16 protein-coding genes, 1 pseudogene and 1 riboswitch are annotated in these 22,234 nt (G+C 46.8%); all 17 genes and pseudogenes read left to right on the top strand.

Annotation, left to right across the window (positions count from 1 at the left end; translation table 11 throughout):
- Positions 1 to 602: 602 nt before the first annotated feature.
- A pseudogene (locus G358_RS34170) lies at positions 603 to 784 on the top strand (IS200/IS605 family transposase); the annotation flags it as partial.
- Positions 785 to 1,355: 571 nt separating this feature from the next.
- Positions 1,356 to 1,997, top strand: a complete 642-nt coding sequence (locus tag G358_RS0127845) for a response regulator (RefSeq protein ID WP_019640553.1) — start codon at positions 1,356 to 1,358, stop codon at positions 1,995 to 1,997.
- A 363-nt stretch (positions 1,998 to 2,360) separates the two neighbouring features.
- Positions 2,361 to 2,720 carry a replication termination protein gene (locus tag G358_RS0127840; protein WP_019640552.1) on the top strand — a complete coding sequence of 120 codons (360 nt, stop codon included), beginning with the start codon at positions 2,361 to 2,363 and terminating at the stop codon, positions 2,718 to 2,720.
- 106 nt (positions 2,721 to 2,826) lie between these two features.
- A riboswitch (cobalamin riboswitch) is annotated at positions 2,827 to 3,022 on the top strand.
- 130 nt (positions 3,023 to 3,152) lie between these two features.
- Positions 3,153 to 5,459: a 5-methyltetrahydropteroyltriglutamate--homocysteine S-methyltransferase gene (gene metE / locus G358_RS0127830; RefSeq protein WP_019640551.1), complete on the top strand. Its 2,307-nt coding sequence runs from the start codon at positions 3,153 to 3,155 to the stop codon at positions 5,457 to 5,459.
- 233 nt (positions 5,460 to 5,692) lie between these two features.
- Positions 5,693 to 6,406, top strand: a complete 714-nt coding sequence (locus tag G358_RS0127825; protein WP_019640550.1) for an MgtC/SapB family protein — start codon at positions 5,693 to 5,695, stop codon at positions 6,404 to 6,406.
- Positions 6,407 to 6,538: 132 nt separating this feature from the next.
- The gene (locus G358_RS0127820; RefSeq protein ID WP_019640549.1) at positions 6,539 to 7,234 is read left to right on the top strand and encodes a response regulator transcription factor; all 696 of its coding nucleotides are present in this window, start codon (positions 6,539 to 6,541) and stop codon (positions 7,232 to 7,234) included.
- Complete coding sequence (locus G358_RS0127815; protein WP_019640548.1) at positions 7,224 to 8,321, top strand: sensor histidine kinase; 1,098 nt, start codon at positions 7,224 to 7,226, stop codon at positions 8,319 to 8,321. The genes G358_RS0127820 and G358_RS0127815 overlap by 11 nt, the downstream gene beginning before the upstream one ends.
- A gap of 24 nt (positions 8,322 to 8,345) precedes the next feature.
- On the top strand, positions 8,346 to 9,485 hold the full coding sequence (locus G358_RS0127810; RefSeq protein ID WP_019640547.1) for a response regulator: 1,140 nt from the start codon (positions 8,346 to 8,348) through the stop codon (positions 9,483 to 9,485).
- Between the two features lie 226 nt (positions 9,486 to 9,711).
- Complete coding sequence (locus G358_RS31010) at positions 9,712 to 10,113, top strand: hypothetical protein (RefSeq protein ID WP_019640546.1); 402 nt, start codon at positions 9,712 to 9,714, stop codon at positions 10,111 to 10,113.
- Between the two features lie 146 nt (positions 10,114 to 10,259).
- A complete protein-coding gene (locus tag G358_RS31975) occupies positions 10,260 to 13,742 on the top strand; it encodes an LPXTG cell wall anchor domain-containing protein (protein ID WP_019640545.1) in 3,483 nt (1,160 codons plus the stop codon).
- 135 nt (positions 13,743 to 13,877) lie between these two features.
- Positions 13,878 to 14,552 carry a class D sortase gene (locus G358_RS0127795; protein ID WP_019640544.1) on the top strand — a complete coding sequence of 225 codons (675 nt, stop codon included), beginning with the start codon at positions 13,878 to 13,880 and terminating at the stop codon, positions 14,550 to 14,552.
- A gap of 89 nt (positions 14,553 to 14,641) precedes the next feature.
- The gene (locus G358_RS0127790; RefSeq protein ID WP_026342512.1) at positions 14,642 to 17,725 is read left to right on the top strand and encodes a hybrid sensor histidine kinase/response regulator; all 3,084 of its coding nucleotides are present in this window, start codon (positions 14,642 to 14,644) and stop codon (positions 17,723 to 17,725) included.
- Between the two features lie 89 nt (positions 17,726 to 17,814).
- The gene (locus G358_RS0127785; RefSeq protein WP_019640542.1) at positions 17,815 to 18,489 is read left to right on the top strand and encodes a GGDEF domain-containing protein; all 675 of its coding nucleotides are present in this window, start codon (positions 17,815 to 17,817) and stop codon (positions 18,487 to 18,489) included.
- A gap of 242 nt (positions 18,490 to 18,731) precedes the next feature.
- Positions 18,732 to 19,229, top strand: a complete 498-nt coding sequence (locus tag G358_RS0127780) for an RNA polymerase sigma factor (RefSeq protein WP_019640541.1) — start codon at positions 18,732 to 18,734, stop codon at positions 19,227 to 19,229.
- Positions 19,230 to 19,454: 225 nt separating this feature from the next.
- Positions 19,455 to 20,471: an NAD-dependent epimerase/dehydratase family protein gene (locus G358_RS0127775; RefSeq protein WP_019640540.1), complete on the top strand. Its 1,017-nt coding sequence runs from the start codon at positions 19,455 to 19,457 to the stop codon at positions 20,469 to 20,471.
- The gene (locus G358_RS0127770) at positions 20,471 to 21,547 is read left to right on the top strand and encodes a dihydrodipicolinate synthase family protein (RefSeq protein WP_019640539.1); all 1,077 of its coding nucleotides are present in this window, start codon (positions 20,471 to 20,473) and stop codon (positions 21,545 to 21,547) included. Before G358_RS0127775 ends, G358_RS0127770 begins: the two co-directional genes overlap by 1 nt.
- Positions 21,544 to 22,209, top strand: a complete 666-nt coding sequence (gene sdaAB / locus G358_RS0127765) for an L-serine ammonia-lyase, iron-sulfur-dependent subunit beta (RefSeq protein ID WP_019640538.1) — start codon at positions 21,544 to 21,546, stop codon at positions 22,207 to 22,209. Before G358_RS0127770 ends, sdaAB begins: the two co-directional genes overlap by 4 nt.
- Positions 22,210 to 22,234 lie beyond the last annotated feature (25 nt).

Genomic DNA, 22,234 nt, shown 5'->3' with positions numbered 1-22,234 from the left:
CATCTCCGATGAGGAAAAGGAATAGTGTGGATCTGAACACTCGCTTGTCAAGAAAGGCACTTGACAAGCTCACGCCGGAGCACGAGGCCCGGGAGCAAACGAAGGTTCGGGAGAGAATATGCGTGATTCGTTTGCACTAGGTTTGCCAAGAACTGAACGTGCGTTTCTAGCTTGCAAAAGCTCTCCTTGACGAAGGCATAACATGTGGTACCCAACCCACGGATAGCAGCGTGCCGACCGTCGCTCGCATTTTTGCTCTCGCGCCACGTGCTCAGGCAGAAAAAATAGAGGGTTTGACAAAAACGTTCATAGCAACGAATCTTAGACACTCTATTTGCGGTTTATCCTCTGTTTGGAGCAGAAAAGACTGAAATAACGTTGCCCAGCTTCGTTACATTTTGGGAAGGGTTATTTTTACACAGATAACGATCATCAGCTTCGTTATAAAAATTTCGTTCATGTTCTGAGTCACATTGTTCACGTTCTGAGTCACATTTTGGATCTAAGCTCTGGGAAAGGAACAGTCTTGGATGGCAAATAAGAGCTATAGCTAGCTTTTAATGATCTTTGAGAAGCATGCGCAGTAAAGTATAAATATCGGGAAATATGGGAATCGAAAATTCTTGGCAGAAGGATATCATGTAAGCACAGTGGGCCTAAATCAAGCCACCCGCTGTAGCGAAATACATTTGTGAACAAGAAGCACATGATCAAGCCATAGGTAGGCTGAGTGTAAAAAGAGTATGAAGATCCGTTCAGCAGCAACAAAAGCAAAAGGAAATAAACTAGTTTAACTGGTAAGTGTAAGTGACAAATAAAACTGAGCCTGAACAGATTTGTGGTCAGGCTGGCGTCTTTAGGCGCAGTTTGGCAACAGGGGGTATACCCCAAGAGCAAACCACCCGCCCAACGGGTGGTCATGATTTGGCTATTAATTTAAGCTATTATACAGTATAAATTCCTTGATACAACTTCCTGATATCGCCAAAAAAACTACTGTAAATCGCAGTCTGTCTTCTTGGAATAACGTCGACAGACGTTTCTCTTCTAGGATGAACCTGCATTAAAATTGCGGGAAACGGACTGGAGTCCTGCTTGCCTAGACTATGGCAATGACGTATATTCGGTGGAGTAAGTAAGCGATCCGTAATTATTGGGCAGGAGTTAACGGGGCTATGATGTCTTACAAGCAAATCAAATAGATGATTTTAATTCTTTATCAATCGATGGAAGTGGATAAAGCGTTGCTTTGCTGCGAATAGTTTGCGAGTGCACGAAGAAATGGGCTGTGTGCTGTTCGTAAGCTCTAAGCCAGGAGATAATAACGCTAGCTATCAATAGAGGAGGAAAAGGCTATGAAGGTTAGAGTTCTTGTCGTCGACGATCATCCACATGCCCGTGAGGCGATCGGTGAAATTTTATCGGATGATGATAATTTTGAAATTATAGGCTATGCCGAAAATGGTGACGATGCGCTCGTCCAAACGGAACTATGGATGCCGGATCTGATACTGATGGATATTCATATGCCCGGCAAGGACGGGCTGGAAACGACGAGGGAGATCAAGCTGAAATATCCTTATGTCAAAATCGTATTAATTACGGTATCCGATGATGCCGCTCATTTATTCGAGGCGTTGAAGCAAGGAGCGCAAGGTTATTTGCTTAAAAATCTTGAGCCGGGCACCTGGCTGCAGTATTTGCGCGCGGTAGCGAGCGATGAAGCGCCGCTATCCAGCGAACTGGCCTACCGGATTTTACAGGAGTTTCCGTTATCGAAGAAAAACAACTCGGACGATCATCCGCTGACGAGCCGGGAACGGGAAATATTGGACTGGGTCGCCAAAGGAATGACGAACCGGGAGATCGCTAAACAGCTGCAAATATCCGATCAGACGGTGAAAAACCATCTGAAAAACATTTTGCACAAGCTGCATTTGGAAAATCGGGTGCAATTGACGAGATACGCCTTGGAACAAGGCTGGGTTGACCGCTAACCTGACCATTAATCTGACGTATATCATTTAAAAAAGAAGAACCGCCTCTTTATTAAAATAATACAATTTATAAATTTTCAGCGGGGCTGGACCATTATATAAGCGCAAGAAAAACGACCGCGAATGGCGGTCTGTTTTTCTGGAAATGGCGTCGACCGAAGCTTTTTTTACAATATTTCACTATGTGAAAAATTCACAATAAGAAAGCAATTATCGCCGTATCTTTCGACTATGTGCACACCCTCACTTTCCCTGCGGCCTTGACACCCGCTCCCTCGTTAAAAATGGCAACTAGCCTCTTATTGTGAAAATTTCATAACTGCTCTATACTTTGAGGAAAGAGCGGCGTCAGGAGGTAATAGAATGGCTTTTATGATTGCGCAGAGGGCTTATATTAAGCTATATTTAATTTCGATGGTGGAGCAGCGCCGAGGCTATGGCTACCAGATGCTTGAAGAGCTTAAGGAGGAATTTAAGCCGTTTGGTTACGTTCCTCCGCAGAGTGAGATTTACCGGGCGCTTCATGAGCTGGTACAAGAAGGGGTCTTATACCGTACGAAGCAGCTTAAGGGGAATGATCCGAGCGTCGATTTTCAGGAAATTGTCCTCTATCATTTTACCGATGATGGCCATGAGAAAGCCGAATTATATAAAAAACAAGTGAAAACCGATCTCGATCGTTGCCTTGGCATGCTGAATAAAGCGGTAGCTGACAACTATTGAGCCGCTTCGTCGCTTAAGCCGCTTAATATGCATATTTATTCGCTGACTAATCCGATTTGTATTGTATTATTTAGCAACTTGAAGTAACATAACTTTATATTCCAAATCGAATATTGTGGGAACAGGTGCTTCATTCACACCCGTCTGAAGCTTAAAAGGGAAGTCCGGTTCATTCCGGCGCGGTCCCGCCACTGTAACAGAGGAGCTGGGAGTTACAATGCCACTGATGATCGTCCATCGGGAAGGCAGCTGTCCAGCTATGATTCTGAAGCCAGGAGACCTGCCTGTTCTGCCAGCACTGTAGTACCTACGGGAGATAGGGAGGTGTTAAAGATACGAGCCATCGCATATCTATTCGAGGGTCCTCTTTAGCCAATCCAGCTATAGGGGCCTTTTTTAATGCATTAACACATATCGGGGAGGTTAAATACAATGAGCTATACTGTAAAAAGTGGAAATTTGGGTTATCCGAGAATCGGTGGACAACGGGAATGGAAAAAAGCGATCGAATCGTTCTGGGCGGGAAAGCTGAACGAGCAGCAACTGCATGATGAGCTAACGCAAATTCGTTTGAATAATTTGCAGCAGCAGCGGGATAAAGGGATTGAAGTTATTCCTGTGGGCGAATTTACGTACTATGATCACGTATTAGATACGGCGGTAATGTTTGGCCTTGTGCCGGAGCGCTTCATTTATAATGGCGGTGAAGTTCCGCTGGAGACTTATTATGCCATTGCCCGGGGAAATAAGGAAGCAACGGCTAGCGAAATGACGAAGTGGTTTAATACGAACTACCATTATATTGTTCCGGAGCTTGGCGGAAGACGGCCGCAGCTTACGGTAAACCGTCCGCTGGCCGCTTACCGGGAAGCGAAAGAGAAACTGGGAATCGAAGGAAGACCCGTGCTGATCGGCCTGTATTCTTTCCTTAAGCTATCGAAAGGGTTCAATGAAGCGACGGAGTGGGATCAATGGGTTGAGCAGCTGCTGCCTCTATATGTACAAGTGCTTAAAGAGCTGGCCGCAGAGGGCGTAGCTTGGGTTCAAGTGGACGAGCCTTATTTGGTCACATCGATTGCCAGCGAGGATATCGCCCGCGTAAAAGCTATTTATGACGCCATTCGCCGGGAAGTTCCGGGAATCTCCATTCTGCTGCAAACTTACTTTGAAGCGGTTGCCCACTATGAGGCTGTCATTTCCTTGCCAGTAGATGGAATTGGACTGGATTTCGTTCATGGCGGCGAAGCTAATTTAGCTGCGCTTCGCAAATTTGGATTTCCGGCTAACAAAACATTGGGAGCGGGCATTGTCGACGGGCGTAACATTTGGAGAACCGATCTGTACCGTCAGGAGGAGCTTCTGAAAGAGATCATTTCGTTGGCTCCAGAAGCGCATATTGTCGTGCAGCCATCCTGCAGCTTGCTGCATGTCCCTGTATCGGCGAAGCAGGAGCAAGCATTGACTCCTGTACTGCGAGATGCTCTGGCTTTTGCTGAAGAAAAGCTCGATGAGATCGTCGCCTTGAGCACTGCCCTTACTAAAGGGATCGACAGCGTGAAGTCCGCCTTCGAATTGAACAAAGCCGCCGTGGACAACTTGGCTAAGGATCCGGCAAGGAACCGGGCAAACGTATCGGAGGCTGTGAAGAAGATCGCGACAGAACCAGCTGCAAGAGACAACGAGTTCGCGATTCGCCGTAAGAAGCAGAAGGAAAAATGGCATTTACCGTTCCTGCCGACGACGACGATCGGAAGCTTCCCGCAAACAGCGGAAGTCCGTTCAGCTCGTCAGAAATGGCGCAAAGGGGAATGGAATCAAGAGCAGTATGATACGTTTATTAATGAGCATATCCAGCAATGGATTTCCTTGCAGGAGGAAATTGGCATTGATGTACTCGTTCATGGTGAATTTGAGCGGACGGACATGGTTGAATTTTTCGGTGAAAAATTGCCGGGGTTTGCTTTCACTAAAGGCGGCTGGGTTCAATCGTACGGTACGCGCTGCGTAAAACCGCCCGTCATTTATGGAGATGTCGATTTCGATCAGCCGATGACTGTAAAAGAGACCGAATATGCGCAATCACTGACTACCAAACCGGTTAAGGGAATGCTGACCGGACCGATTACGATTCTGAACTGGTCTTTTGTCCGTAGTGATTTGTCTCGGGAGCAGGTTGCATATCAAATTGCACTGGCGCTTCGTAAAGAAGTTGAGGCGCTTGAGCAAGCCGGAATTGAAATGATTCAGGTGGATGAGCCTGCGCTTCGCGAAGGGCTGCCTTTGAAGCGTGAAGATTGGGAGCAGTATTTGAATTGGTCCGTTAAAGCGTTCCGGGTTACGACCTCGACCGTTCGCGATACGACGCAAATTCATACACATATGTGCTATTGTGAATTCCACGATATTATCGACTCCATCCGTGCCCTTGATGCAGACGTGATCTCGATTGAAACTTCCCGCAGCCACGGCGAACTGGTTCATAGTTTCGAGGAGCATACGTATGATCTGGGAATTGGCCTTGGCGTTTATGATATTCACAGCCCTCGAGTTCCGTCGGTAGAGGAAATGACCTCTATGGTGGATCGTGCATTGAAGGTACTGGATCCGGAGCTGTTCTGGATTAATCCGGACTGCGGCCTGAAGACACGCGGCGTAGAGGAGACGGTCCAATCCTTGAAAAACATGGTGCTCGCAGCCCAGCAATACCGGGCTAAAGAGGCAGCTGTCAGCTCCAAGTAAGTTACTGGAATAATAGAGAGCAAGCGAATAAATTTAGTGATGATGCTAGTGTAAGATGCACACTATAAGATGGATGTTAACGATGAAGAGACTCCCTCAACCAGGCTTGTTAACCTGGGCGGGAGTCTCTTTTTGAATATAAACGTTCAAAGCTTGGAATACAATAAAAAATGAATTTGATAATTACAGCAGTTACACTTATACTCACTCTATACGTAGGAGGGGGATCATGGATGTTCATGGATTGGGAAACGATCATAAAGCTGTTCACTGCGCTATTATTCGGCTTGTTCATTGGTATTGACCGCCAATTGAAACAGAAGCCTCTAGGTATAAAGACCAGTATGGTCATTTGTATCGCCAGCTGTCTGGTCACCATCGTATCCATCCAAGCATTCGCCAAATTTGCCGGACCGAACCATCCGAATATGGACCCGATGCGCCTGGCGGCGCAAATTGTAAGCGGCATTGGGTTTTTAGGCGCAGGGGTTATATTGCGAAGAAGTAATGAAGGCATTTCTGGACTGACGTCCGCGGCAATGATCTGGGCGGCTTCAGGCATAGGGATTTCTATTGGCGCCGGATTTTATCTGGAAGCTGGACTGGCGGTAATTTTGCTTATTCTAGCCGTTAACTTTGTGCCTTATATGATTAAATGGCTCGGTCCGTATAAATTGAATCAGCGTGACGTATCAGTCAAAATCGTAATGGAGGACAGAGGCAACGTTACGGATTTAATTCATATTATTGAACGGAAGGATGAGAAGGGACCCGGCGCGAAAGAGAACCGTCATCGGATTCGACGCTTGAAAATTAAAGATTTGGAAGAAGGCCGCCAGCGCGTCGATATGGTGATTTCCGCCTCGGAGCGGGAATATACGACGGAAATATATCATTTCATTCGTCAAATCGATCATGTCATCAGTGTGGAAGTAGAAAATTTGTAAACCCGGCGACTTTCCAATTTCTTAATCCTTTCTTAACCTTTTTTATATAATTGCATGATTGCGCCATGATATGATAGAGGCAGTTATACTATATGGTGATTAACCGCACCGCCTAAAGGATGGATTTATGGAATGAGCAAACAAATTTTAATCGTTGATGATGATGAGAAGATCGCGAAGCTGATCGAAATTTATTTACTAAATGAAGGTTACGTCGTATTCAAGGCAGAGAATGGTTTAAAGGCATTGGACATCGTGGAGCGGGATCAGATCGACCTGGTCATACTGGATGTGATGATGCCGGGCATGGATGGCATTACCGTATGCATGAAAATCAGGGAAACGCGAACGACGCCGATTCTGATGCTTAGTGCAAAAGATGGAGATATGGATAAAATAACCGGTCTGATGACCGGGGCGGATGATTATATGGTGAAGCCGTTTAATCCGCTAGAATTAATCGCCCGCGTCAAATCGCTGCTGCGGCGATCCTCTTATAGTGCTCAGCCTGTGCAGCCGCCGCAGGATCATATTATTCATTTGGCTTCGCTGCAAATAGATAAGGAAACGCATACGGCGACAGTGGATGGCCGGCCTGTCAAATTGACGCCAATCGAGTTCGGCATTTTGTTCCTGCTCGCCAGCCACCCGGGCCGCGTGTTTGGGTCGGAGGAAATTTTCGAGCTAATATGGAAGGACAAGTATTTTGAGAGCAACAATTCGGTTACCGTTCATATTAGCCGGCTGCGCGACAAGCTGGAGAAAGAAATGGATGGGGAGAAGCTGATTCGAACCGTTTGGGGGGTCGGCTACAAAATTGAAGGCTAGCCTCAGGTTTCTCACATGGTTATTTTGGACCGTTGTCACGTCGATCGCCGCATTGCTGGCCTTAGTTTTGCTGGCGAAGTTATTTTACGCATTGTTCCCTGGGGTAACCCTTGGATATGTATTGAGCTGGGTGAACCGGAATATCGGCTATCCAGATGCTTATTACATTGCAGGCGTCCCGATTTTGCTGCTCTTTGCCTTGTATTTCTATCGGCGGAGTATCCGCCGCCACGAACAGAAATATCTAACCCTATTAATTGAAGAAGTACATAAAATTGAGGAAGGCTCGACCCATAAAATTCCGGTAGAAAATGTAGGCCAGCTTGGTCAGTTGGCTACCGACATTAACCGGATGGTGGACCGGCTAAGAATATCGATAGAGGAAGAAAGACGAGCCGAGCAGACAAAGAATGAGCTCATTACGAATGTTTCACATGATCTGCGTACGCCGCTCACCTCAATTACGGGTTATTTGGGGCTTGTTGAGCAAGACCGCTACAAGGACGAGGTCGAGCTTCGATATTACGTCGGGATGGCGTACGAAGAATCACTTCGCCTGAAGCAATTGCTTCAGGATTTGTTTGAATTTACCCGTCTGCAAAATAAGGAGATGAAGCTGTACAAGAGCCGCATAAATTTAGTAGAAATGCTTCACCAAATAACAGCCCACTTTGGCTGGCAGCTGCAGGAGAACAACATGGAGTGCCGGCTTTCCTTTGGAGAGCAGCAGCTTTTTGTTATCGCTGATGGGGACAAGCTGAGAAGAGTGTATGAGAATTTGATCGCTAATGCGATCCGCTACGGAACGGAAGGTAAATATATTGATATTCGCGGTCATATAGATGGCGATCAAGTCGTTACCGAAGTAATCAATTACGGCGAACCTATTCCCGAAGCGGATCTGCCACATCTGTTTGACCGGTTTTACCGGGTAGAGAAGTCTCGCGCTGCGCATACCGGCGGCTCGGGAATAGGACTGGCGATTGCGAAGCACATTGTCGATCTCCATTACGGAGAAATTTCCGCAGACAGTGATGATGACCGAACAGCCTTTACAGTCAAATTATCAAGAAAATCGAAGCCTTAAGCATAATTTTGAAGGAGCACATTTATGATGAAGGTAATCTTGGTAGATGATGAAAAGTTAGCCTTGAATTATTTAGAGCGTCAGCTCCTGAAGCAGGACGGGATTGATGTCATCGGCAGATTCACGAATCCGCTGCTTGGCAGAGAACAGATTTTGCAGCAGGATGTGGATGTTGTTTTTTTGGATATCAGCCTGCCTGAAATTAACGGGATTGAACTGGCGGAACAAATATTGGAGAGAAAGCCGAATATGCACGTTGTTTTCGTGACAGCTTACAATGAGCATGCGGTAAAAGCCTTTGAGCTGAACGCGCTCGATTATATCGTGAAACCGATTGCTGCCGACCGGCTGGTCAAAACGATTGACCGGATCCGGGACAGAATTAAAACCGAATCCAGGGAGGCTGATTCAGCAGATCGAACGATTCGGATGAATGTCCTGAAGCAAGTTGCGATAGAAACCTCTCCCGGCGAATTTTCGATTATGCAATGGCGGACGACCAAAGCGCAGGAGCTGTTTTTATATCTGCTTCAGCATCGGGGGCAATTAGTTCGAAAGTCCGCGTTAATCGAATTGCTTTGGCCTGAGTATGAGATGGATAAAGTATATTCACAGCTCTACACGGCGGTATACCATATCCGCAAAACATTAGAGCCGCACGGAGAGCGATTTCAAATTACGAATACGACGGAAGGCTATATTTTGAAAATTCAGGATGTCATGCTGGATGTTGAAGAGTGGGAAATGAAATTGTCATCGCTTCTCCCATTGACTGCGGACAACATTGACCGATGCCTGGAAATGATGAAATTATACACGGGACATTATTTGCAGGAACATGACTACTGGTGGGCCGAAAGCGAACGCCAGCGCATTACAGGGCTTTGGCTCGAGGCTGCATTTGCCATCGCCAAACAATATGTACAGCAAAATAAGTTCGATCAGGCAATCACCAGCTATAATACTATATGCAAGCAGCATCCCTTGGAGGAAGAAGCCTATTTTGCCCTCATGAAAATATATGATACGTTACATAATTACTACATGGTTCAGCGTCAATATGAACAGCTTACGGATGTTTTTGTGAAGGAGCTGAATGAACAGCCGAGCAGTTATATTACAGAATGGTATAACCTATGGAAGGTAAATATAGTGCAGCCTTAATGCTATTTAATTATCATTCTATTTGTTGTGATTTTATTAGAGCCGCCGGGTCATCGGCGGCTTTTTCGTATTCACAGGTCAATGAGTTGTATAGAAATTGTTCAGAGTACTATTTTACAATAAACCTTATTGACAATACAAATGGGGGACTGGTTGTACTATGAAATTAATTCGAAACTTTAGGCACCGTTCTATATACCATTCAATGGGTTTGGATTTTTCAACTATGACAGAGGTTGAAATTGTTAGGGACAAGCACGCACATTATAGACGAGGATATTACATTAACTGTCAGGGTAAATTGCTCGGCATTGTAGCGACATCGAGAGGACCGTTATTTTTTTGTGACGGGGATACGTATTTGTTGCAGGATAACTTTAAATTTCAGCTGCTGCATCATACGGAGGAGAACACTTTTATGTTCACATGGGAGGGGAGCATAAAGCTGCATATTGTTTACCCGCGTATGCTGTATAAAAGAGGCGATGTTTGGGTCGACGATATGGTTCAGGATTTTTTCACTTGGCTTGTTATGGCCACAAAACGAAAAAAATTTTATTCCTTCTATACGCTAGACGAAAAGGAGCAGGAAAGCGATATGAAGCTGCTGGAGGCGGTTCACTCCTAAACAGACTGGGTGAAAATGAAATTGTTGAGAATTTGTCTAGTAGAGGACTGTAGTATAATGATGCCGCTGCAGAACGAAGAAGGGAGGGAATTGTTGAATAGCTGTCGCTGTATCTACTAGTTAAATATAGGAGAATGAGTCGAAGTATGAGAAAAAAAGTATTTATGGCTTTGCTCGCAGTAATGCTTCTTATGCACAGCCTTGTCGGTGCAGGGCTTGCTCCAGTTAGTGCAAACAATCCGGGGAATAATAGTATTTTGACGCAGGTCCATCTTAAAGATCGAGCGGGCAGTGTGATTGATGCCGTGTATAAGTCTGATGCTGAGCGAGTGCCCCTTGGGTCCCCCGTTACGCTGGAATATGAATGGGAGCTGGAAAACGGCCATAGCTTTACAGCTGGAAGCACGTTCGAGTTCGATATTCCGCGGGAGTTCGAGTTGTATAATGAAGTTAAGGGCCAGCTCATTGTCGACAACGGATTGGATATCGGTGAATTCGTTGCTTCAACGAACGGCCATGTTGTAATCACCTTCAATGGGGATGTCAATCAATTCTCTGAAGTAGCAGGTACGCTAATATTCCATACTAACTTCAGCAGAACAACGATAACAGGCAACACCGAGGTACGGATTCCGTTTGATATCCGCGGCGGGCAGCAGGTGGCTATAGTTAACTTTAAGCCGGAAAAAGGCTCGCTGCTTGATAAGAAGGGGACTAAAGCCGGTGATCAGCAAATCAACTGGTCTATCGATGTAAATACATCGCTGGAACAGATTGAGAATGCTTCCCTTACCGATTTGACACCTCAAGGTCTTACGCTTGACGAAGGCTCGATCCAGGTGCATAAGCTGGAGGTCAATATCGACGGAAGCACCCAGCTTGGAAGCCTGGTGACGACAGGATACACGCTCGACACACAGTCTATCAACGGCTTTAAAATCGATTTTGACGGCATTCTGGATTCGGCATACCGAGTAACGTATACGACGGATATCGGCAATGGGGATGAAACAAGCTTCACCAATACGGCGAACTTGGCAGGGAGCAAGACGGCTTCTGCAAAGGATACTATCACCATTCAGCGTCCCGATGTTCTAAGTAAAAGAGTCGGGGGATATGACGAGAGTACTCGTACGATTTCCTGGATTATCGAGTATAACTTCAGAGAGCGGTATATCCCGAATGGAGTTTTACAGGATCGTTTTAACGACAGTCAGGAACTTGTGACGGCCACTCTTGCCGTTTATGATCGAAACACGGGAACCCTGCTTACGGAAGGAGCCGGCCAAGATTATACTTTGACGCTTGTCCCGGCACAGGGAGGAAAGGCCGGATTCGATTTGGAGTTCAACGCTCCGGTCAGCTCGGGGTACGAAATTAAATATGACACGGTCGCAAAAGACCGGGTTTATGCGAATGAAACGATTGATAATACTGTGACTACCGCTGTTTACGGTTCGAGAACGGCATCCCAGCCGCTTCGAAATTTAGTTATTCAAAAGCGCCATATGGGGACGAATTACAACACCAAAGAAGCATCCTGGAGCATTAAGATTAACGAAGATAATTACGTGATGCAGGATGTGTTGATCTCGGATGAATTTGTGAATAGCGGCCAGCAATTCAAATCGGGATCACTGGTGGTCAAGGATCATGCCGACAGAGTGCTGTCTGAACCTGGGGATTATGAGTTTGCCTCTGCGGATTCATACAAAGGCTTTACGATTCAGTTTAAAAATCCGATCAGTACGGCGCACACGGTAACTTACTCCACTTATTTTAATCCGGAATGGAAGGATAATAACAATAAGTCACTGTTCTTGAACCGTGCTGTGATTACAGGCAAAGAAATTGATGGCACTTCTATAAACTCTAGATCAGAAGCTTCTTTTAATGCCGACGCCTTGACTCGGGACAACGGGTCTAAAACAGGGACGTACGACGCGAGAAGCAAAGAAATAACGTGGACGCTGCGCTCCAATTACATTAAAAGGTCTATTACGAACGCGACGATCGTCGATACGCTGAAGCAGGGGCAGAAATATGTTGAAAATTCGCTCCAAGTGTATGAAATGACATTGTCTGGAAGCGAAAATGGAGCTGGCAAAGGCGCTTTGGTCGATCCGGCGAATTATACGCTGACGCCACCTTCCGAAGCAAATGGAAACGAGCTGAAGCTGGAATTCAATAGGATGAATGACGATACCCCTTATTGGATCGAATTTAAGACGTCCTTGCAGGACAATGTGATCATTGATCAAGGTACCGTTCAGAATGAAGCTGTTCTTCAAGAGGGAAACGATATTTTGGCTACGTGGAGGAACAATGTCACCATCCCGCAAGGCGGTGAGTTTGTATCCAAAAACGGTACGCAAGTTGGCGGGAAGATTGAATGGGAAATCTATATTAACCGTGGACAATCCTATGTGGAGAACGCCAAAATCATCGATGAGCCGACTGCGAATCAGGTGCTGGTGGAGGATTCCTTCCGCTTGTATAAAGCGAAAGTTAATGCAGGCGGAGTTAGTACGGATGTAACAGGACTCACTCCATTACAGGAAGGGATTGATTACACGCTTGTCATCGCTCCTGACGGTTCGGGACAATTTGAACTGCTGTTCAATGAACCGATCATAGACGCTTTCATATTGAAATATGATGCGCTCATTGATGCGGAGGACGGCGACCCCGTCAGCAATACCGTTCACTTCGAAGGAACAGGAATTGTAACGGATAAAATGATCTCAAATAAGGAGATTATCGTTAGATCCTCCGGCGGCGGGGGAACGGGTTCCGGTGTCCGAGGCAGCTTGGAGATTACCAAGGTAGATCAGGATGATACAGCCCAGGTACTGGAAGGCGCTACTTTTGTATTACAGGATACAAGAGGCAGAAGACCAGCTATTACGGAAACTACGGATGTCCACGGACAAATCCTGTTTGCTAATCTGCTGTATGATGACTACACGCTGGAGGAAATTACAGCTCCAGATGGGTACAGCCTTCCTGATACAGTTATAACTATTACGATCGATTCCACTATTAGAGCGAATGGCAACGTAAAGCGGATCACGATAACTAACGAAAAAACACCGGCTCCGCCAGTGACTCCTCCGGTTGAACCACCGGTCGAGCCACCAGTAACACCACCTGTTGAACCACCGGTGACACCGCCAGTTGAACCACCGGTAACACCACCGGTCAACCCACCGGTCGATCCGCCGGTAACACCAGTGACACCGCCGGTCAATCCACCGGTCAATCCACCGGTAACACCGCCGGTCGTTCCGGAAGAAACGGAGCCAAATGAGCCTGATCATTCAGAGAGTCAACCAGGCCCAGACGCACCGGGAGAAGATGGAGACTCCTCCGGCGGTATTCCAGCTGAAGGGGGCAACACTACGAATTCAGGAGGTCCTGGTCAAGGCAATAACCTGCAATCCAAAGCGGATGGCGGCGGCAAAGCATCAGACCAGGCTCTTGAAGGCAAGGAGACTGCAAGCAAAGCCAACTTAGGCGTCGCGACGCTCCCGAAAACCGGGGAAAGCTCACCTCTGCCGTACTTTGTTGCAGGACTGGCAGTTATAGCATCTGGCGTTTATTTAAGGTTTAGAAAAGCCAAAGCTTAATAAGGTTTACAACCATTACTTTCCCGGTGAATTCCGGGAAAGTTTTTTTTACGCCCATTCGTTGAGAAATTGTAGAGAAGGACAGTGTATACTTGTCAAATCAAAGAATCACTATCATAACAGGAGTTAATAATTATGCGTAAAATATCGTACATACTTATTGTTTTAGGAATAGGTATTGCTTTGTACCCTAAACTAGCCGGATGGTATAGCGACTACAGACAGGAGAAGCTGCTGGAGGAGATCGAAAGGAAAGAAGCAGGCCACGGGCAGCCGTTCAATTCGGACCAGGCGGGCTTAGTGTCCGGCTTCATTCAAATGTCCCGATTACTGGAAGAAATAGATGAAGAGCCAGAACAGCACGAAACACAAAGCGCGGATACGCAGGATATTGATGATGAAACCGGCATAGGTACGATTATCATTGATGCTATTGATTTAAAGCTGCCGATATTGGAAGGGGCTACAAAGCAAAACTTGAAGCATGCGGCAGCACATATGTCGGAGACGGCCCCAATCGGGCAAACCGGCAATGCGGCAATCGCTGCTCATCGGTCCCGGACCACAGGGAAATTGTTTAATCGGCTGGACGAGGTGGATGTAGGGGATGAGATTATCGTACGTTCTCAAGGTCAAAAGTACGTGTATTCAGTATATGACATTACGGTCGTCAAGCCTACGGACGTGTCTGTGCTGGAGAGCGATGGGCTCGATAGCATCCTCACATTAATTACTTGCGAGCCGCTTGTTAACCCTACTCACCGGTTAATCGTTCATGCGAAGCAGGAGAGCACGGATAGTACGAGATAGCATTTATGGTGGGGCTTAAGTTTAAGTTTCATCATAAATATAGCGACAAAGGAATTAGAGGGATGCTGAATTCAACAAGGGTAAAAACGATGTCGAGAAGGAGAGTTCTGCTCTACCTAGGTTTGTTTTTACTAATATTGATAAGTTTACGGCTGTTGTGGTTTTCTTTCCGGATGGTCCCCGAGCACCCCAGGGCACATCAGGGCGAGCTGGATCTGCGAACATGGAGATTCAGCGATAATCAAATTGTTACATTGGATGGGGAGTGGGAGTTTTATCCGGGTCAACTGATCAGACCCGGCAGCATGAAGAGTATAAATGCTGGTACTGACCCACATGAGCTCATTGAGGTGCCAGGCAAATGGAACCGCGCGGTTAATACCGGATACAAATACGGAACATATCGTCTTCGGGTGCTGATCAGCGATCCTAGCACATCATATACGATTCGTCTTCCCAACGTCCAATCGGCATCCAGGCTGTATATTAACGGTCAACTATATGGGGAAGTCGGTTATCCTGCTGAAACGAAGGAACAGAATAGAGCGAGAAATATCCCCTACTTTGCAAGCTTTCATGTGGAAGACCCCGTGATCGAAATTATGATCCATGTTTCTAACTATCAAAGTTTCAGGATGGGCGGTATTATTCAATCTGTACAATTTGGAACGATGTCAGCAATGGTGCAGGAAATTTTGTTTTCCGAGCTGATGCAAATTATTGTATGTATTGTACTTCTGCTGCATGGCATGTATGCGTGTATTTTATTTGCATTGGGACATCGGAGTAAAGAGCTGCTGTTTTTTGCCGCTACTATTTTCTTTGCCATCCTCTCGGTTTTATCCGATGACGATAAATTGCTTCTCGTCTGGCTGCCTATAAATATGGAATGGACAGTAAAACTTAAAATTATCATATATATTTGTCTTGCGATGTTTCTGATGCTATGTACTAGAGCGCTGCTGGGAAGAAATGAAGCCAAAAAAATACTTCGCGCACTTACTATATTCAGTATCGCCAGCGTGCTAGTGACGATAGGCTTGCCTGAGCAATATGTAGGTGCAGCCAGCAGCTTGCTCCTAATGATTATGCTGGTTGTTATTTTTTTAATTCCCTTATTTGCTTTCAATGCAATCCGGGAGGGGCACAAGCCAGCTATCTTCATCCTGCTGGCGGCAGCGGCGGTATCCAACAACATATTTATCGGCGGAATTATCAAGAACCGATTTTGGATGGACATGCCTTACTATCCGTTCGACTTGCTCATCTCGTTTCTCGGTTTTGCGGCTTTTTGGTTTATCCGTTTTTCCCAAGCTACGATACAGGCCAGAAAGCTTGCGGGTCAGCTGCAAAAAGCGGACAAGCTGAAGGATGATTTTCTCACCAACACATCTCACGAATTAAGAAATCCGCTGCACGGGATGATTAATATGGCGCAAGCGGTGCTCGATAATGGCAAAAACCAGCTGGAGGACAGACACCGCAGCGATTTGGAACTGATGATCAAAGTCGGCCAAGGGATGTCCCATCAATTAAACGATCTGATGGATATTACCTTCCTAAAAGAAGGACAGATCCGGCTGAACAAGCAAAGCATAAATTTGCAGGCTGTGTCCGCCGGGGTGTTTGACATGCTCCGTTACTTAGGCGATGGAAAAAAGCTGGACATGGTGCTGGACGTTCCGGATTCTTTTCCGCACATTATTGCGGATGAGAATAGACTTGTTCAAATCCTGTTCAATCTGCTGCATAATGCGATTAAATTTACGGAAGAAGGCTACATTTTGCTGTCGGCAGAGTCGAAGGACAAGCAAGCGGTCATATTTGTTCGGGATACCGGAATCGGGATGGATGAAGACACACAGCAAAGAGTATTTCTGCCATATGAGCAGGGGGAATATGGCATAACCGCAATTGGAGGCGGACTTGGTCTTGGGTTAAACATCAGTAAACAATTAGTCGAACTTCATGGAGGAGAATTAACGGTGCAATCCAAACTTGGAGAAGGCTCTGTATTCAGCTTTACATTACCGTTGGATGAAGCGCAGCTGAAGGGGGGAGGCACAGCGCTTACCGTCCGGGACACTATTGAAGCCGCTGATCCAGCGGTGCTGAGTGATGTACAAGGCGAGCCGCTGCGATTAGAGGACGATTATATGCATGACAGGTCTTCTGTGAGCAAGCCAAGAATAATGGCTGTGGACGATGATCCAGTCAATTTAAAAATTTTAAAGCATGTTCTCTCGGCAGAGCCGTATGAAATTACGACTGTTACCAGTGCTGAAGAGGCATTGGCGCTGCTTGATCTGGGGGAATGGGACCTGGTCATTTCGGATGTGATGATGCCGCGTATTTCGGGCTATGAGCTAACCCGGAAAATACGTCAAACATATTCCATTACCGAGCTGCCGATTGTTCTGTTGACCGCGCGAAGCCGCTCTCAAGATATTTATACCGGATTCATGGCAGGCGCCAACGATTACTTGACCAAGCCGATGGATAGTCTGGAGCTAAAAACGCGTGTGCGTGCGTTAATTGAATTAAAGCAGTCAATTATGGAGCGCCTGCGGATGGAGGCCGCTTGGCTGCAGGCCCAAATTCAACCTCATTTCCTGTACAATACATTGAATTCCGTCGCTTCACTCAGTGTTTCCGACACGGCAAGAATGGTCACGCTGCTTGAAAATTTCGGCAACTATTTGCGTACAAGCTTTGATGTGAAAAATTTGCAGCGGGTCGTTCCTCTGGAGCACGAGCTTGAATTGCTCCGCTCTTATTTATATATAGAAAAGGAGCGGTTCGGCGACAGGCTGCAAGTGATCTGGGACCTGCATGAACATAGCGATGTATTGATTCCTCCGCTATCGATCCAGCCTATTGTAGAAAATTCCGTCAGGCATGGGATATTGGCCCGGGTAAGTGGAGGTACGTTAACGATCCGGATTCAGAACCATGCGGAGTATACTGAATTTATTATTGAAGACAATGGCATTGGCATTGAGGAGGACAAGCTGAAAAGCCTGCTTCATTCCGAAATTCATCCGCCAAGAGGAATTGGTCTGATTAACACGGACCGGCGCTTAAGGCAATTGTATGGTCAGGGGCTGCGAATCAAAAGTGTGCCTGGTGAGGGAACCATGGTTGCATTTTCTGTCCCGAAAGTGAAGTCCTAACCATAATCATAACCATAACCATAATGAAAGCTAATAACCTAAGATCGTAATAAAAGTTCTTTCTAGTGAAATAGGAGGTGAAAAAGAAGATGACAGCCCTAATAGGAAATATTTATCTCATCATCATTGGTCTATTGAGTGCGGCACTGATTGTCAGTACAATAAAACTCCGGTCGCTGCTTTTCGAGAGATCCGCACTTAGGAAGCTCGCTTATACCGATGCAATTACAGGACTCATGAATCGAAACGGCTTTGACCACTTTTGGGCCAGTTACAGGGGGAAAGAGAGTCTTGCCGTATTGTCTCTCGATTTGGACCACTTTAAGGAGATAAATGACACGTATGGTCACCAAGCGGGTGATCAGCTGCTGTACGAAGTCAGTATAGGATTACGGCAAATCACGAATCAAAATCAGCTCGCCTACCGTATTGGCGGTGATGAGTTTGTGTTCATTATGAAAAATTGTGATCCGAATAAAGTAGAAATATTGGCCGCGCTTATTTTGGATAAAATCAGCAAGCCGGTCAAAATTCAGAGGCGGAAAATTACGGTGACGGGAAGCATCGGAATCAGCATCAGCGAAGGCCGGCTTGCGGAAAGGGATAAAATGATGGCTGAAGCGGATATGGCCATGTATCATGCCAAGAAGCTGGGCAGAAATCGTTATTCTTTGTACCGAGAAGATCGTCATAAATATTTACAGGCGCTTGAGCGCTCGTTAAAGAAAAATAAGCCTAAATCGAATATATTGCGATTGGATTGAACGTAATGGGACACGCGCTTCCTCAATTAAGGAATGACGCGTTTTTGCTTTATGGCCCTAAATATGCTCTGAAGTGAACGAATTTAATGTTTTTGCAGTGAAATCTTAAGGTTTTCTTAACCTTTTCTTAGACGGAAAGAAAACTATAACCGCCATAATGTACTTACTTGAACATAATTGGGCAGCATCCAAACCCGCTGAGGGTCAAAATGCTGTTAACGAGATAGAAGTGAGGAGATACTATGACGGTTTTATCGCTGGATAGAGCATATGAACAATATAAACATGATGTATACCGCTATTTATTTTATTTGTGCCGTAACCACCATACCGCTGAGGACTTAACCCAGGAGGCGTTCTGCCGGGCCTGGGGACATCTTGAACAATTGCCTGAGAAAAAAATAAAGCCCTGGCTTTTTCGCGTTTCCCATAACGCATACATAGATAAGCTGCGCAAAGAGAGCCGGTCTTCCTCCTATGAAAATGAATATTTCTACCGCTTCGCTACAGAAGAAACGCCGGAGACATGCCTGCTTCGCGAGGAGAGCCGGACCGAGATGCACAATACATTGTCATTACTGTCACAAAGCCAAAGACAGGCCGTATTATTATATGACATTCACGGCTACAGTTACCAGGAGGCAGCAGACTTGATGGAGATTTCGCTGTCAAAATTCAAAATCACATTATACCGGGCAAGGCAGCGCTTGCGGCATTTGCGGGATACGGCAAGCGCCTAGTTTTTCGCTAGGGGCGGTCATTTTTATAAACAGGATAAGGTTATCTGCGAGAACTTTTAATCATAACTTGCAGGTAACCTTTTCTTTGCTTTTGTTGTTTATGATATGTAAGCGCTTTTAAGGACGATATAAAGACGTTGTCATATATTCCCGCCACTTCTAGAATAAACGTAACAGGAGGTATTCATTTCCAAATGATATTTAAAACTAGTAGAGGTGAGAATTGTGAGAACTACAAGCGAACTGGAGAGTAAGTTAAGCGAGCCTTCTGAGCGTTTAATACAGGATTTATCCAAGCTGGAGGGAGATATTGTTATCCTCGGCGTCGGCGGCAAAATGGGACCGAGTCTCGCGAAGCTGGTGAAGAGAGGTGTCGATGCAGCCGGGCTGAGAACGAAGGTAACCGGTGTATCCCGATTCTCCTCGGGAGATTTGCAAAATGAGCTGGAAGCCGCGGGGATTCATACGATCGCTGCCGATCTGCTGGATGAAGCAGCGCTGGCTGCGCTTCCAGATGCGAGCAACGTCATTTATATGGCTGGCAACAAATTCGGAACAACGGGCCGCGAGTACTTCACTTGGGCGATGAATGCCTATTTGCCGGGCCGCGTGGCCGAGAAATATAAGCATTCGCGAATCGTTGCTTTCTCTTCAGGCAACGTATATCCGCTAACTGATATTACGTTAGGCGGTGCTTCGGAAGAGACTCCACCTGCTCCTGTGGGGGAATATGCTCAATCGTGTCTCGGACGGGAAAGAGTGTTCGAATTTTTCTCGCGGAAAAATGGAACACCTCTTGTAAATTTCCGGTTAAACTACGCTATTGACCTGCGCTACGGCATACTGCTGGAAGTAGCCAAGGCCGTGAAGGAAGGGAAGCCGATTGATTTGAGCATGGGCCAAGTCAATGTCATCTGGCAGGGAGATGCCAATGAAATGGCGATCCGTTCCCTGCTGCTCTGTGATTCCCCGCCCCTTACATTGAATATTACGGGACCGGAGACGGTGTCGGTTCGCTGGCTAGCCGAGCGCTTTGGTGAAAAGTTTGGGGTAGCTCCTCAATTTAACGGCGTGGAGCAGCCAACGGCATTACTGAACAATGCATCGACCTCGCATCAATTGTTCGGCTACCCTTCGATTACATTACGGCAAATGATCGAATGGACGGCGGCATGGGTGGAAGCTGAAGGGGATACGTTAGGCAAACCTACGCATTTCCAGGAACGGGCAGGTGCGTTTTGATGAAGCGATTCCCTGATTTGCGGCCAGAAGCCGAGAAGCTGCTGCACCGTGGAACCGTCATTCCGGCTCATCCGCTTGCGCTCGATGCATCCAGACAGCTGGATGAGCGCCGGCAGCGGGCGTTATCCCGGTATTATCTGGATTCCGGCGCAGGCGGAATTGCTGTTGGCGTGCATACGACGCAGTTTGAAATTCGCGATGCCGGGATCGATCTATATGAGCTTGTCCTGCGCATGGCAGCTGAAGAGGTCGAAGCGGCGGGGCTGGAGCGCACCTTTATTAAAGTAGCCGGTATTTGCGGGCCGACGGAGCAAGCTCTGCGGGAAGCGGAGCTGGCTTCCGGACTTGGCTATGATTTGGGGCTAGTTAGTACGGGCGGGCTGGATGACTGGAGTGAGCAACAGCTGCTGCAGCGAATGGAAGCGATTGCAGCTGTCATTCCTATTTTTGGCTTTTACTTGCAGCCTGCTGTTGGCGGAAAGCGGCTAAGCTATGAGTTTTGGCGTGAACTGGCTGAAATACCGGGTGTAAAAGCAATTAAAATGGCGCCTTTCAACCGGTATCAAACGCTTGATGTCGTTCGGGCGGTATGCGAATCCTCACGCCGTGAACAAATTGCGCTCTATACCGGCAACGATGACAACATTGTTGCCGATCTGCTGACGACATACCGCTACCTGGTTAGCGGCGAAGCAGTGGAGAAGCGGATCGTTGGCGGACTGCTCGGGCATTGGGCGGTGTGGACCAGCAAGGCCGTTGAGCTGATGAATGAAATTATCGAGCTGCGTGAGCGCGGTGAGAGCATCCCCGGGGAACTGCTGACCCGTGGTGTGGAGATCAGCGATGCGAATGCTGCCTTCTTCGATCCGGCAAATGATTTTCACGGCTGTATTCCGGGCATCCATGAAGTGCTGCGCAGGCAAGGTTTGCTTGCCGGACGCTGGTGCCTGAACCCGGAGGAACAGTTGTCTCCGGGACAAATGGAGGAAATTGATCGGGTATACAAAGCATATCCGCATTTGAACGATGACGAATTTGTCCGCAGCGGCCTGTTCAAATGGCTGGATCCGTCATGAAATATCGCTCGGTCTTTGATATTATCGGACCGGTCATGATCGGACCTTCGAGCTCTCATACCGCGGGAGCGGCGCGGATTGGCCGGATAGCCAGGCTGCTGTTCGGCAGCACGCCGCACCGTGCTCATATTGAATTTTGCGGTTCATTTGCGCAAACCTACCGCGGACATGGGACAGACGTTGCGATCGTTGGCGGGTTGATGGATTTTGACACCTCCGATCCACGAATTAAGGACGCTCTCACTATTGCCAAAGATATCGGGCTGGAAATTTCAATTGCTGTGAACGATTCCCAAGGGGAACATCCGAATACAGCTTGGATTCATCTTGCGAATGAGACGCGGGGCATAACGGTCAAAGGAATATCGATAGGCGGGGGAAAAATCGCCATATTGGAAACAGACGGGTTCGAAATGAATTTGACCGGTGATGCCTGGACGACGCTCGTCTTTCATAAGGACCATTTCGGGATGATTGCCTCGGTAGCCCGTGTGCTAGCGGATCATCGGATTAATATCGGCAAGATGGAAATGTCCCGTAAGGCGAAAGGCAAGGATGCCCTTCTCATTATTGAAACGGACCAGGAGGTCAATGAGACAGTCGGAACGGAAATGAAACGGTTCAAGGATGTCGCCTTAGTCCGGATATTACCGCCTTTATGAGAGGAATACGAGACACAGGAGGTTC

It is taken from the genome of Paenibacillus fonticola DSM 21315, assembly GCF_000381905.1.
Taxonomy (GTDB): Bacteria; Bacillota; Bacilli; order Paenibacillales; family Paenibacillaceae; genus Fontibacillus; species Fontibacillus fonticola.
Note: the sequence above shows the minus strand (reverse complement) of the source record. Positions and strands in the feature narration are given on the sequence as shown.